12 protein-coding genes and 1 pseudogene are annotated in these 12,895 nt (G+C 70.8%); 5 read left to right on the forward strand and 8 right to left on the reverse strand.

What is annotated here, in order from left to right; translation table 11 throughout:
* Nucleotides 1-29 precede the first annotated feature (29 nt).
* From KUM38_RS03210 to KUM38_RS03235, 6 genes are all read right to left on the reverse strand, one after another.
* The gene (locus tag KUM38_RS03210; RefSeq protein WP_217127717.1) at nucleotides 30-1,373 is read right to left on the reverse strand and encodes an O-antigen ligase; all 1,344 of its coding nucleotides are present in this window, start codon (nucleotides 1,371-1,373) and stop codon (nucleotides 30-32) included.
* Between the two features lie 6 nt (nucleotides 1,374-1,379).
* Nucleotides 1,380-2,804 carry an exopolysaccharide biosynthesis polyprenyl glycosylphosphotransferase gene (locus KUM38_RS03215; protein ID WP_217127718.1) on the reverse strand — a complete coding sequence of 475 codons (1,425 nt, stop codon included), beginning with the start codon at nucleotides 2,802-2,804 and terminating at the stop codon, nucleotides 1,380-1,382.
* Nucleotides 2,801-4,084: a glycosyltransferase family 4 protein gene (locus KUM38_RS03220; protein ID WP_217127719.1), complete on the reverse strand. Its 1,284-nt coding sequence runs from the start codon at nucleotides 4,082-4,084 to the stop codon at nucleotides 2,801-2,803. Before KUM38_RS03220 ends, KUM38_RS03215 begins: the two co-directional genes overlap by 4 nt.
* Before the next feature lie 125 nt (nucleotides 4,085-4,209).
* Nucleotides 4,210-5,298, reverse strand: coding sequence for a DUF3344 domain-containing protein (locus KUM38_RS03225; protein ID WP_217127720.1), 1,089 nt, complete (start codon nucleotides 5,296-5,298; stop codon nucleotides 4,210-4,212).
* Nucleotides 5,299-6,317: 1,019 nt separating this feature from the next.
* A complete protein-coding gene (locus tag KUM38_RS03230; protein ID WP_217127721.1) occupies nucleotides 6,318-6,599 on the reverse strand; it encodes a hypothetical protein in 282 nt (93 codons plus the stop codon).
* Between the two features lie 221 nt (nucleotides 6,600-6,820).
* Nucleotides 6,821-7,015, reverse strand: coding sequence for a hypothetical protein (locus KUM38_RS03235; RefSeq protein WP_217127722.1), 195 nt, complete (start codon nucleotides 7,013-7,015; stop codon nucleotides 6,821-6,823).
* Between the two features lie 585 nt (nucleotides 7,016-7,600).
* Here KUM38_RS03235 and KUM38_RS03240 point away from each other — a divergent pair.
* Complete coding sequence (locus KUM38_RS03240) at nucleotides 7,601-8,101, forward strand: tyrosinase cofactor (RefSeq protein WP_217127723.1); 501 nt, start codon at nucleotides 7,601-7,603, stop codon at nucleotides 8,099-8,101.
* Nucleotides 8,085-8,951: a tyrosinase family protein gene (locus tag KUM38_RS03245; protein ID WP_217127724.1), complete on the forward strand. Its 867-nt coding sequence runs from the start codon at nucleotides 8,085-8,087 to the stop codon at nucleotides 8,949-8,951. Before KUM38_RS03240 ends, KUM38_RS03245 begins: the two co-directional genes overlap by 17 nt.
* 78 nt (nucleotides 8,952-9,029) lie before the next feature.
* On the opposite strand, the gene KUM38_RS03250 is transcribed toward KUM38_RS03245, so the two are convergent.
* Nucleotides 9,030-9,986: an alpha/beta fold hydrolase gene (locus tag KUM38_RS03250; protein ID WP_217127725.1), complete on the reverse strand. Its 957-nt coding sequence runs from the start codon at nucleotides 9,984-9,986 to the stop codon at nucleotides 9,030-9,032.
* A gap of 696 nt (nucleotides 9,987-10,682) precedes the next feature.
* Nucleotides 10,683-10,911 (reverse strand): annotated as a pseudogene (locus KUM38_RS03255) (transposase); the annotation flags it as partial.
* 459 nt (nucleotides 10,912-11,370) lie between these two features.
* On the opposite strand from KUM38_RS03255, the gene KUM38_RS03260 reads away from it, so the two are divergent.
* From KUM38_RS03260 to KUM38_RS03270, 3 genes are read left to right on the forward strand one after another with little or no spacing between them, the layout of a single operon-like run.
* On the forward strand, nucleotides 11,371-11,640 hold the full coding sequence (locus KUM38_RS03260; RefSeq protein WP_217127726.1) for a hypothetical protein: 270 nt from the start codon (nucleotides 11,371-11,373) through the stop codon (nucleotides 11,638-11,640).
* Nucleotides 11,641-11,681: 41 nt separating this feature from the next.
* Nucleotides 11,682-12,155 (forward strand): winged helix-turn-helix domain-containing protein, encoded by a 474-nt coding sequence (locus tag KUM38_RS03265; protein ID WP_217127727.1) that lies wholly within the window; start codon nucleotides 11,682-11,684, stop codon nucleotides 12,153-12,155.
* A 44-nt stretch (nucleotides 12,156-12,199) separates the two neighbouring features.
* Nucleotides 12,200-12,676, forward strand: a complete 477-nt coding sequence (locus KUM38_RS03270) for a transposase (RefSeq protein ID WP_308408891.1) — start codon at nucleotides 12,200-12,202, stop codon at nucleotides 12,674-12,676.
* Nucleotides 12,677-12,895 lie beyond the last annotated feature (219 nt).

Raw genomic sequence — 12,895 nt, forward strand, 5'->3', positions numbered from 1 at the left:
GGATCCGGGAGTCTGTGAAGGCAGCATCGTCATCGGGTCGCGGCCTCCTCGATGCGGGCGGGCGCTCCGTCCTGCGGGGCGGCGTCCGCCCGGTCGTCGCGGGACAGCGCCCACCACGCCGTCAGGCCCAGCGCCATGCCGGTCAGGACGGTCGAGGGGCCGCCGATGTCGCCGTAGACGAAGTCGGTGAGCAGCCAGAGCAGGAGGCCGACGGCGACGAGCGCGCAGTCGAGGCCGGGGCCGCGGCGGCGGGCCCGCAGCAGGCGCCGCAGCGCGCACACCAGCAGCGCCAGCCAGCTCCCGGCGAGCGCCAGCAGCCCGATCAGGCCCTGCTCGCTCAGCACCAGCAGGTACATGCTGTGCGGCGACAGCAGCGCCTGCTTGTGGTACTCCTCGCCGGCGCCCTCGATGTCGCTGCCCGAGGACAGCGCCAGGGTGGCGTGCCCGTCGCGGTACTCGGGGAAGCCCTTCAGACCCACACCGGTCAGCGGGTGCTCGCGCCACATGCCGGTGGCCGCCGCCCACAGCGTGTACCGGTCGACGACGGACTGGTCGGGCGTGTCGGCGACCTCCGTGATGCTGTCGATCCGTTCCTGCAGCATCGCCGTACCGACTCCGAAGCCGCCCGTCAGGACGACGCCCGCCGCGACCACGGCCGCCGCCACCTTCACCGCGCGCCGCAGCCCCGCCAGCGCCAGCTGCACCGCGCACGTCAGCGCGGTCGCGATCCAGGCGCCCCGGCTGAAGGACAGCGCCAGCGGCAGCACCAGGACCAGGGCGCACCCGGCGGCGGCCGTCCGCTGCCACACCGGGGCCCGCCCCAGCGCGATCCCCGCCGCGCACACCACGCCCAGCGACACCGCCGTCGCCATGCCCATCACGTCCTGCGCCCCGAAGGTGCCGACCGCGCGGACGGTCTCGCCCTGGTACGAGGCACCGGTCCCGGTGACGTACTGGTGCACCCCGACGGCCCCCTGCCACAGGGCGAGCCCCACGAACGACCAGGCCAGCACCCGGAAGTCGGCCCGGCCGCGGAGCAGCACCAGGACGACGGCCGGGACGAGCACGAAGACCTGCAGATAGCGGCCCAGGCCGCCGAACGCCGCCTGGGGCGAGGCCGCCCCCATGGCGGCGAGCGCCAGCCCCGCGACCGGCAGTCCCAGCACCACGGCCGCGCGGGGCGACAGCGGACGCCGTCGTTCCCGCAGCAGCCGGATCACGCAGTACCCGGCCACCAGCGCGGACGCCACGTCGGCGGGCCCCGCGCCGTCCCCCGTCGACGGCAGGCCCGCCAGGGCGACCACCGCCACCAGCGGCAGGACCGGCGCCAGGGCGGCAGCGGCTCGGCGCGGCGGGACGAGGGCGTGGCTCACGTGGCGTCAGCTCCCCGTCGGACGGACCAGCGTGGCCGCGGTGCGCAGCAGGATGCAGATGTCCCGCCACAGCGACCAGTCGTCGATGTAGGCGTTGTCGAACCGGCACCGGTCCTCGATCGAGGTGTCGCCGCGCAGCCCGTGGATCTGCGCCAGACCGGTGATGCCGGTACGCATCCGGTGCCGGGCCGCATAACCGGGATACGTCTGGCTGAACTGCGCGACGAAGTAGGGGCGTTCGGGCCGGGGCCCGACCAGGCTCATGTCGCCGCGGAGCACGTTCCACAGCTGGAGCAGCTCATCCAGCGAGGTGCGCCGCAGCATGCGGCAGAACCAGCGCATCTCGTGCTCGTTGGCCACGCTCCACCGGGTCGCCGACTCGTGCTCGTCGACCGGGCGGTGGGTGCGGAACTTCAGCAGCGTGAACGGCTCCCCGTCGCGGCCGATGCGCTCCTGCCGGAACACCACACCCGGCCCGTCGGCCAGCCGCAGCGTCACGGCGCACACCAGCAGCAGCGGGCCGGCCAGCAGCAACAGCGTCCCCGAGACCAGGATGTCGAGCATCCGCTTGCCGAGGTCGCCGCCGCGCGCCGGGGCGAAGTCCAGCCGACGGCAGGAGAACCCGGCCAGCCGCTCCCGCGCCGGGTACGGCACCGGGTCGGCGTCGACCTCCCAGACCGCGCAGCCCGACTCGGCCAGCGCCCGCAGCAGCGGCCCCTGTTCGGTCCGTACCGAGGGATGGACGGCGAGCACCGCCCGCACCCCGTTCTGGATGACCGCCCGCTCGACCTCCTCGTCCGTGCGCAGCACCGGCACGCCCTCGGCGCCGTCCGACTGCCCGGCGACGATCCCCACCGGCCGCACCCCGCAACGCGGGTGGCGCAGCACGGCGGCGGCCACGCGCTGCGCGGTCCCGACCGGACCGACGACGAGCGCGGCGTGCGGGCGGCGCAGCAGCGCGGCCCGCCGCCGCCCGTGCACGGCCGCGCGCAGCGCGCAGGCCGCCGCCGCCTGTACGGCCAGTCCGGTCAGCACGGTGCCGGTGGACAGCGCGTGCTCCGGCCGGTACGCGGCCCACAGCACCGCGCCGGCCGTCCAGACCACCGCGACACGGCCGCACACGGCGGGCAGTTCCTCCAGCAGTCCCGGCACCGGCGGCCGGGTGTCACGCGGGCGCAGCAGCAGCGACACCGCGATCAGCAGGGCGACGAGCAGCGGATGGTGCCGGGCCCCGGGCAGCGCCAGCGCGGCGGGCAGGACGGCGGCACCGTCCGCGACGAGCAGCGGCAACGGTGAGGCCGCCCGGGGCGGCGCGGCGGGCAGGCGGGGGCCGGTATCGGTGCCGCGCGGCGGCATGACGGAGACGGGCGAGGAGAATCCGTGGTCCCGCGGCGGCACGCCGGGGGAGGGCACGGTGTGTTCGGCAGTCACGAGTGGAGGCACTCCCTGTGCTCGGAGGGATCGACGCGCGATGTCGTCCGGTCGGCCTCGGCGTCCCCGGCCGCCCGGCACGGGCGTGTCCTTGCCGTGGCGGGCCGGGTGCCGAGCAGGTCGTGGTAGACGTCGGCGACCGCCCGCGCGGTGTGCCGCACGTCGTGGAGGGACAGCACGTGCCGGCGGCCCCGGTCGCCCAGGGACGCGCGCAGCGCCGGGTCGAGCAGCAGCTCGCCGACCGCCCTCGCCAGGGCCCGAGGATCCTCCGGCGGCACCACGCACGGAGCGGCGAAGGAGGGCGGCAGACTCTCGCGGGCGCCGTCGACGTCCGTGACGACCACGGGCCGCCCGCAGGCCATCGCCTCCAGCGGGGCCAGCGCCATGCCCTCCCAGCGGGACGGCAGGACGACGAGGTCGGCGGCCTGGTACCAGGGGGAGGCGTCCGCGACGGCCCCCGCGAACAGCACGGAGCCGGGGGCGGCCGCGCGCAGCCGGTCACGGTCCGGCCCGTCGCCGACCAGTACGAGACGGGCGTCGGGCACCCGGAGCAGCACCGCGCTCCAGGCCCGCAGCAGGACGTCCTGCCCCTTCTGCCGGCACAGCCGGCCCACGCACACGACGAGCGGCGCCTGCGCGCCCGGCCCGGCCAGCGGCGCGAGCCCGGCCCGTACGGGGCCGGCGGGCGCCGGGCGGAAACGGTCGGGGTCGATGCCGTTGGGCACGACGACCCAGTGGCCGGCGATCCCGGCGCGCACGCCGGTGGCGCGTTCCGCCTCGCTCACGCACACCACCCGCGCGGCCCAGCGGACCGCCCACCGTTCCCAGCGCAGCGCGAGGGCCGCCGTGCTTCCGCCCACCGCCTCGAACGACCAGGCGTGCGGCTGGAACACCGTGGGGATGCGCCCGCGCACCACGAGCCGCCCGGCGAGCCCGGCCTTCGCGCTGTGCGCGTGCACCAGATCGGGGCGCACCTCGTCGATCAGCCGGGCCAGCTGCCGCACCTCCCGCGCCAGCGAGGCGCCCGGCGAACGCGTCGCCTCCCAGTGCCGTACGTGCGCGCCGAGCGACCGCAGCCGGCCGGAGAACGCGCCGGCGGGGCAGATCGCGATGACGTCCAGGCCGTCCGCGAGCTGGGCCCGCACCAGGTCCGTCACGACACGCGCCACTCCGCCGTCCACCGGCTGAGTGAGGTGCAGGACCCGCGGCCGGTGGCCGCCGGCCGCGGGGTTCGCAGGGGTTGCGGAGTCTGCGGGGTCTGCGGGGTCCGCGGGGTCCATAGGGTCCGAGAGGTCCGAGAGGTCCGAGGGGTTCGCGGGGTCCGCAGGGTTCGCGGGGTCCGCGGGGTTCGCGGGGTCCGCGGGCAGGGTTTCCGTGTTCCCGAAGGCGCTCGGCGCGGACGCGTTCACCGCCGGGCGTCGACGGCGGCGAAGAGCACGCCCGCCCATGCCGCGTCCCGCTGGGACATGAGCCGGAAGGCCACCCGGTCACCGGCGTGCGGCAGGCCCCCTTCGAGGTCGAACACGTCGGAGTCGTAGCCGAGGGTGTTGGCGTACGCCGGTACCCGGTCGGGGGACGCTCCGCGGGGATCGGCGATGGTGGAGTTCAGGACGTCGTCGAAGGGGTTGGCCCGGTCGGTGAACGCGGTGGGGACGGGCCCGCCGGCGGTGAGGACGAGCGAATCGCCGGCGGTGCCGCGGTCGCCGTTGTACGCCACCAGTCCCGCCCGGCCCCCGGCGCCCGCCGGGAACGGCAGGCCGCTCAGTGGCATCTCGACCCCCGAGCGGCCGCCCAGCGGGGCGAATCCGTCCCAGAGCGCGAGGTGCCGCAGCGGTTCCTCCGGGTTCTCGTACGCCACCACCAGCGTCCAGCCGCCCCAGGTCCCGGCCGCCGATCTGCCCATGGCCACGTTGACCTGCGCCACCGTGTACAGGCCCGGCTTGCTGTCCCGCACCAGTTCCGTCACGTCCGCCGAGGCCTGGAAGGCGTCCGCGCCGTCCGCCACCCGGTGCCCCACCACCGTGTCGGCGAGCAACTCCTTGTACTCCCCGCCGGGTTCGGCGATCAGCACCCGCCCGTTGTCCTGCCAGGGCTTCTGCTCACCGGCGAGCAGGTTGCCGCCCCAGTACAGGCGGGCGTACGTCACCCGGGAGCCGGCGGGCAGACGGACCTCCGCGCGGGAGGAGTTGTACGTGTTCGGGTCGCTGTCGACGTCGATGTAGAACATGTCGAAGTCGCCGTTCACCCCCTGCCCGCCGGCCTGCGCGTTCCGGCACGCGGACGCCTGGGCACGGCAGGTGGCGGAGGCGTTGGCGGCCCGCACGATGCCGCCGTGCTGGACCGCGCGGTACCGCTGGGAGAAGGCGAGGCCGTCGGCCTCCGGGGAGGGCGCGACCGGCGCGGCGGCCGCGGAGCCGCAGGGTGCCCACATCACTGCGAGGGAGAAGACGCCCACCGCCGCATGGCGGAGCATCTGGCCCAGGGATTGACGCATGACCGTCGGAGCCTTTCAGGGGGAGGCCGGTGGCAGGCAGCGGGACGAGTGCGCTGCGTCCGCCCGGAGGAATGCGCGGGGAGGTTCATCACTCTAGACACCAAAAGGACAAATCACCCGAAACTCGATGAATGTCGACATGTGTGTTGAAACCGTGAAGCCGGATCCCGCCGTGCCGCTGCTGTGGTACCGCCGTGCCGCCGCCCCACCGAACGGGAACCGGGCCCACCCGGCAGGACGGGCAACAGGGTGAACGAGGAACCGCGAACGGCGCATGACCGGTTGTGGGTGAGCGGGTGCGGGCGTGCTGTCGGTCGGTCGGCGGGCCGGGGCGCGGCCGAGGGCTTTCATGTCGGTGCTTCGGTCGCGGGACGCGGACGATCACCTGGTTGGACTCATGGAATTCCCCGCCCCCGGGGTTCCGGTATCCGTATGGAGCCGACCCGCACTTGCCCCCGAGTGGCGAGTGCGGGGTCACCCAGGACGGACATTGCTCCGAGTGGGTGGAGCCGACCTCGGCACCCTTTTTTACGGCTCCGGAACGGGGCCAATGAATTCCGGGCCAGATGTGAGCGTGAATGTGCCGAACAGGTGAGGGGCGGATGTCGACTCCGAGAGGGATGGATGACTGCCGGGCGGATTCCGCCCGTCGCCCGAACCGGCGTGACGCCGACCCGCTCACGGGTGGGAGCGACTTGGTGTCCCGCCCGTCGTGAGGATTCCATCGCGATGGCTCGAGCCATTTCGGCGGCATCCACGGACCGGCCCTTTGATAAGGCCGTCGGCGCGTCGGGAGGCTTGCCTCCGCGGCAGTCCGGGCGGGTTCTTCTGTACCGGGACGGCCGATTACGCGGTGTGCCGGCTGCCGGAAAGCAAATCCCGGCCGGCCGGACACGCAAAGAAGCCCCCAGGATGATGGGGGCTTCTCCTTGCTTATGGTGCCGCTCCGGCCATGCCGGAGCGGCACGGTACCTTCTCGGCTCGCCCAGCTACACGCTGTTCTCGGCGGGCTGCGAAGGTCAGTGCTTCTTGCCCTTGTCGTCCTCGTAGAGGGGGAGGAGAACGGCCGACTGAGCGCTGTCCTCGTCCTCGACGTGCAGCGACGTCTCCTCCTCGACGCTCTTCGAGCAGTCGATGTTGTTGTTGGCGGACGAGATGATCGGGATGTCGATGACCTCGGTCACCTTGCAGCTCTCGGAGATGGTGTCGCCGTCGTTCGCGGCCTGAGCGACTCCGGCTCCGGCACCGACAATGGCCATGGCGGTGGCGGCGGTGGTGATGAGGGCCTTGCTGAGCTTCACTTCTTCTCCTCGTGGAGGGATGTTTTTCTCTTCATCTTTCCGGGACTGGCAGAGCGGAAAGTCTCTGTGACTGGGATTTGTAGCACACTCTTTCCCAGTTCTAACGCCGGCTCCGCAGATATCCGCTAATTTACATCTTTTAGCCGAGTGCTCTGCGATGCCCTCCGACGTTACCAACCAGTGAACGAGGGGGCTCACTGGAAGGTTTTGCTCCATCCGGGTCAGTTCTTGTGGTCGTCCTCGGTCGTCACGTACTCCTTTTGCTCGACGTTGTAATTGGTCGAGCAGTCGATGTTGTTGTTGGCGGACGACAGGATCGGGATGTCGATGACCTCCAGAACCGTGCAGGAGAAAATCTTGTTGTCGTTCTGGAACTTGGGCCCTTCCTCGGCGTGGGCGCTCCCTCCTCCCGCCATCAAGAGGGCGGCAGCCGACAGAGAGAGAACGGCTACTTCTTTCCGGCGCAAGATGGACCTCCGCTGTTGGCTCGTACATTCGATACGAGCGGGCGATGTTGTGCCGGGCTTCTTGTGAGGCCCGGCACGAGTATCAGCATCGGGGTAACGACGGCGAACCGCATGAGTCATGCCGCTGAAAGAGTGATCCAATGAATCCATTGGCGCTATGGAGCGCTATCCGTGTCGCCTCTCCCGCTTCTCCGGCCGCCCGTTCCGCATCACCCTTACGGGCGGGTGCTGCGCTTCGGCTCCGTTCCGCGGCCTGACTCGACGAGTCGGACCCGTACGGGAGAACGGCCTTCGAGGCCGCCGGCGGTCGTCCGGTCGGAGGGCACCGGTGTCCGGCAACCGGGGCTCTGTGCGACGGAGTTCCGCTCGAATGCGCCGACCGGGGCCGGAGAGCCGGCGCCGTCCTTGCCGGGCCGTCGATCGGGATCGGAGCCGCCTTTCGTGTATACGGTTCCCGCTCCTGGCGCGGCGGTGACCGCAGAAGGCGACCAGCGGTTATTACTACGGACAACCGCACGGACGAAGGAGTGGACCATGGTCGTCGACACCGGTGGGACACCGGTGGATACCACGGACGGAACACCGGAAACGGCCCGGCCCGGCCCGGTGGGCGGGACCCGGCGGGAGGTGGTGCGTGGTCTGCGTGCCTGTGCCCTCACCGTCACCCTGGCGCCGCTGCTCGCCGCCTCCCGGTCCCCGTACCTCCGGCCTGCGCGTGAGGACGGCGTTCCGGACGGCACCGCCTTCGACCGTACCCACCGAGGCCGCCGTATCCGAGGAATGTGGTTCCCCGCACGCGATGCGGCCGAGGACGGCCGGTGGCACGTCACCGTCGACGACCGGCCCCTCCATCTGATGCGCCGCGCCGACGGCACCTGGCTGAGCGAGGTCGACCACTACTGCTCGTACCGGACACCGCTCGAGGCCGCCCGCGCGGCCGTCGACGCCCTTCCCCCCGGCCAGGGGCTACGCGCGGGCCCGGACGACGGCACGGCACACTCGCCCGGAGGGGACCGTCATGGCGTACGTGCGTAAGGACGCCGGCACACTCACGGCCGACGAGAAGCGCCGGTTCGTCAACGCGCTGCTCGAGATCAAACGGCGCGGCGAGTACGACGAGTTCGTACGGATACACATCGCCCACTACGCGTCCGACGGTGAGCGCGGACTGCGCACCGCGCACATGGCGCCCTCCTTCCTGCCCTGGCACCGCCGGTTCCTGCTCGACCTGGAGAGCGCCCTGCGCCGGGTCGACTCCTCGGTGACCCTCCCGTACTGGGACTGGACCCGCGATCGCACGACCACCTCCACCCCGTGGACGGCGGATCTCCTCGGCGGCAACGGGCGCCGCTCCGACCACCGGGTGATGACCGGACCGTTCGCCCACCACGAGGGCAACTGGAACATCAAGGTGAGCGTCACCGAAGGGGAGTTCCTCACCAGGGACCTCGGCCGCAGGAGCGCCTCGATCGACCTGCCCACCAAGAGCGACTTGGAGTGGGCGCTGAAGGAAATCGAGTACGACGTGACGCCCTGGGACTCGACGGTCACCCGGGGTTTCCGCAACCGGCTGGAGGGCTGGGGCACCGGCCGGGGCAGCGCCTCATGGCGCAATCACAACCGGGTGCACCGCTGGGTCGGCGGTGCGATGCTCACCAGTGCTTCCGTCAACGATCCCGTCTTCTGGCTGCACCACGCGTTCGTCGACCTGCAGTGGCACCAATGGCAACGTCGGCACCGCGGGGCCCGCTACCTGCCCGCGACTCCGCCGGGTTCCGGCGACGCGCAGCACGGCCGGGTCGTGGCGCGTCAGGAACGGCTGCCGCCGTGGGACGTGACACCGGCCGAGCTGGAGGACGTCGGCCGGATCTACCGGTACGCGTGAGGTGAGCCGGCGGCATGGCTGAGCCGCCGGCTCGTCACCGGCGGCGACCGCGCACGCGGCTCTCGGACGGCAGCGGCCTCACCCGGCCGCGAACCCCAGGGACTCCACGGCGTTGCAGTACGGCAGGCCGTCGATCGGACGATCGGTGAAGAACCGGCCGATCAGGTCCGAGGACTCCTCCCGGCGTTCGACGGTGACCAGGTGGTCCGTCTCCTTGAGGGTGGTGAACCGTGCCGAGGGCATCACCGCGGCGAGCTCCCGGCCCATCTGCGGGGTGCACAGGGTGTCGTACTCTCCGTTGAACACCAGGGAGGGCACATCGGGGATGGGCAGGGGTTCGTAGCAACCGTGCGTCAGCAGCCTCGTGTTGTGCTCGACCACCTTCTCCAGCTCGTCCGGTGTCTGGTTCAGGAACTGCCGGTGGAGCAGACGGGTCACGGCCGCGTGCCGGCGGACCCGTCCGGCGCCCGGGTTCGACATGAACATCCGCACCAGTCCCTCGGCGGCCTCTTCGATCTCGCCGCGTTCGAGGGCACGGGTCAGGCGGGGGACGGCGTGGGTGTAGAGCTCGGGAAAGCGCTTGGCCGCGCCGCAGAACACGATGCGGGTGACGAACTCGGGGTGGAGTTGCGCGAAACGCAGCCCGATGACTTCACCGAAGCAGCCGCCGAAGAGGTTCACGCGCGGCATTCCGATCTCGACCAGCATGTGCCTGACCGCGGCGGCGAGGAAGTCGATGCCGTACCGGGCGGGCAGAAAGTCCGCGGTGCCGTAACCGGGAAGATCCACGGTGACCAGAGTGGCGAGCGGTGACAGGTACTTCTCGTGCCCCTGCCACGAGTACCTGTCCTGGGACGAGCCTCCGAGCAGCACCAGCGGCGCGGTCAGCGGCGCGGGCTGGTGGACGATGCGGCACCCGTACGCGAAGCCCTCGAAGACGAGCTCCCGTTCCTCCACCTGCCCCGGCGCCGGGGGAACGGACCCGGGGCGCCCGACGGCGGGCGGGTTCTGTGCGGTGATGACGGCAGTGCGCATGAGCGGCTCCGGAGAACGGCAGGAAGACGGAAGGCGGCGAACCATTCCGTGACCATCAGGAACTACACAATAGTGGCGCAATTACTCATTTGTTGGCTATTTCGGCTGAGTCGTTTACCGGTCGGGAAGATCCGCAGGCTCTCGTGAGTAGCGAAAACGCCTTCCCCCGAGGCGTCAACTCGTCCAGTTCTCCATGCTGTTGAGTCGGCCACCGGGTGGTCGGGATGAGGCGGCCCCCAGGCGATCCGGAAGGCGTTCAGGGGTGCCTTCCAGGGAATGTCCCTCCGTTTGCGACCCTTGCCGGTGGGTTCAGGTCCATCAGCGCCGTGTATACCCATATCAGGGCTGCGGTCTCATTGGTGAAGTGCCCGCGGGCGCGGGTGTCTTTGGCCTTCTCGTGATCGCGGCTGCTGTGGCCGAAGTGCTTGCGGCCCGTCTGAACTCCTCGGATTTTCGTGGTGTTGCCGACTCCGGCTTGTCGAGGCGAACTGCCGCAACCTGCCTGATCCGCCCGATGTATCTGATGGGTTCGGGGTAGCGGCTGCATCTTGAAGCGTTCGAGGTGCCGGATGGGGGTGCCCCCATGTCTTTCGTCGAGCGAGGCGGGGGCTCCCGGGTTCGTACGCCGACGGTCTGTTCGTCGGCCAGCCGTTCGGCCGTGTGCGGTGCCCTGGGCCGGACGACGTCGACGAGATTGCGGCGGCCGAGGACGCGTTCGAGGCTGGGGTGGAGCCTGGGGTGGAACGGGGAGCAGGCCGCGGATGCGGTTGGACGTGCGAGTCACCTCATCCGCCAGGTCCTGGTCAAAGCCGGCCAACATGGTCAGCTCGGCGGTGACTTCGTCGCCGAGTTCAAGGGTGCGGTAGGTGCGGGCGGCGTTCGTGACGACGGCCGCTTCCTTCGCGTCGGTCCTGGCCTCGCCTGGTAGAGGTTGTGGACCGCGGCTCGGGTGGCCATGCTGAGCGTCAGGGAATTCCACGTCTCCGGGCCCGGAGGCCGTACCCGGTTCGGCGCGGGCGTGGCGCCGGCGGACGTAGGCGGTGATGGCGCCGTTCTGCTCGCCGTGGCTGTGATGGCCGGTGCCGTAGCGCGAAGCGCGGTAGTGCTTCCGGAACGGACAGTGCTGCCGATGGCACGCGAGTGGCCGATGTCGAAGCGGTGACCGAGAGGAACTGGCTGCGAACTGAACGGTGTCGGCGTCACCTGACCGGAGTAATACCTTCTCGGATGGAACTTCATTCGCTGCTTGGTGATGGGTGGATTGGATGACTTGCGGATATAACTGTCCGCAGTGGCAGAGAATTCCGTAAATCGGACTGTCGGCCGGTCGTGCGGGTCTGTGCCAGTGCACCCACGTGAGGAAATTCCGAGAGGAAAGACACCTATGAAGTTCAAGAGTGCCATCGCCTGCGCGTTCGTCGCTCTGGCCGTCGCTGGTGGCGCCGCCGGGACCGCGCAGGCGGCCGACGACGACCCGTCGAATCTCGGCAGCAACGAGCAGGTCCAAAGCTGTGAGGTCAACGAAGGCATCGACCAGTCGAATTTCTCATCCTCCGACAACGACCTCGACTGCTCCAAGCACATCAAGAAGGAGACCGACCTGGTGCGCGTGGTGGACGACGCACTCCTCCCTCGCCATGATGAGCACCGCTGACCGTGCGCCCCGCCCTCTGATCCCTGCGGTATCCCGAGTACATGAGGTATGCCCAGGGTGGTGGCCTGACCGATGAACGCCGGTTCTTCCGGGAGAAGCTGAGGATGGAGGCGGCCGAGCGGTTCGTCCGGGGCGACGAGAACACGGTCATCGCTCACGACCTACGGGTCCGCGTCCGGTCGGTACAGCGCTGGCGCAGGGCCTGGTCGCAGTCCGGGTCGAGGGCCCTGGCCTCGAAAGGGCCGGTGGCACACGGCTGGCCGGACCAGACCTGGACCCTGTCACGGATCAAGACGCTCATCGGGCGCCGGTTCCACAAGAGCTACACCGTTCAAGGGGCGGCCGCCCTGCTCAAACGGCACGGCTGGAGCTGCCAGGTCCCCGCCCGCCGCGCGATCGAGCGGGACGAGAACGTGGTGGCCGGCTGGGTGAAGGAGACCTGGCCCCAGGTGGAAGGGCCGTGGCGGCGCTCGACGCCTGGCTCGTCTTCGAGGACGAGGCAGGCTTCTCGATGACGCCGCCGACCACCCGCACCTGATCCCGCCGCGGCCACACCCCCGTGATCCGCGTCCGAGGCCGCTCCCGCCGCCGCTTACCGGTCGCCGCCCTGGCCTGCTACAAAGCCGGCGAACCCTCGCGGCTGATCTACCGGCCCTGCCCCGACGCCCGGCCCGACGGACGCAAAAGCTTCTCCTGGAAGGACTACCGCGACCTCATCCAGAGTGCCCACCAGCAGCTCGGCGGCCTGATCGTGCTGGTCTGGGACAACCTCAACACCCACCTCACCGCCGGGATGCGCCGCTACAACGCCGACCGCGAGTGGCTCACCGTCTTCCAGCTGCCGCCCTGCGCACCCGACCTCAACCCGGTCGAGGACATCTGGTCCGTGCTGCGGCGCACCACCACGGCCAACCGCGCCTTCGCCGACCCCGACGACCTGATCACCGCCGTCCGGCGCGGCCTGCGCCAGCTCCAGTACCGACACGACGTCCTCGACGGCTGCCTCACCGGCACCGGCCTACGCAAACCATCATGACGACATCACGCATTCAAGGTCAGTAGATGTCAGAGGGGGCCGCGCCGGAGCCCTCAGCGAGCTGATGCGCCAACTCGTCGACAATCTACGGGACGACCCGTTGAGCATCCCTGTGCACCATTGCCGGAACGGCCTTCGTGGCCTCCGATGCACTCACTGTGCGGGCGTGGCCGGATACGTCGGCGGAATGCCGTGGCTTCCGTGGCCGGTGGCCACTGC

The sequence above is a fragment of the Streptomyces sp. AC558_RSS880 genome (genome assembly GCF_019049255.1).
GTDB lineage: Bacteria > Actinomycetota > Actinomycetes > Streptomycetales > Streptomycetaceae > Streptomyces.

Coding starts and splice junctions, on each gene's coding strand:
- KUM38_RS03225 (WP_217127720.1), bottom strand. CDS start 5,298: ATGCGTCAATCCCTGGGCCAGATGCTCCGCCATGCGGCGGTGGGCGTC.
- KUM38_RS03250 (WP_217127725.1), bottom strand. CDS start 9,986: ATGCGCACTGCCGTCATCACCGCACAGAACCCGCCCGCCGTCGGGCGC.
- KUM38_RS03260 (WP_217127726.1), top strand. CDS start 11,371: ATGAAGTTCAAGAGTGCCATCGCCTGCGCGTTCGTCGCTCTGGCCGTC.
- KUM38_RS03220 (WP_217127719.1), bottom strand. CDS start 4,084: ATGGACCCCGCGGACCCCGCAGACCCCGCAGACTCCGCAACCCCTGCG.
- KUM38_RS03265 (WP_217127727.1), top strand. CDS start 11,682: ATGAGGTATGCCCAGGGTGGTGGCCTGACCGATGAACGCCGGTTCTTC.
- KUM38_RS03245 (WP_217127724.1), top strand. CDS start 8,085: ATGGCGTACGTGCGTAAGGACGCCGGCACACTCACGGCCGACGAGAAG.
- KUM38_RS03235 (WP_217127722.1), bottom strand. CDS start 7,015: ATGGCGGGAGGAGGGAGCGCCCACGCCGAGGAAGGGCCCAAGTTCCAG.
- KUM38_RS03240 (WP_217127723.1), top strand. CDS start 7,601: ATGGTCGTCGACACCGGTGGGACACCGGTGGATACCACGGACGGAACA.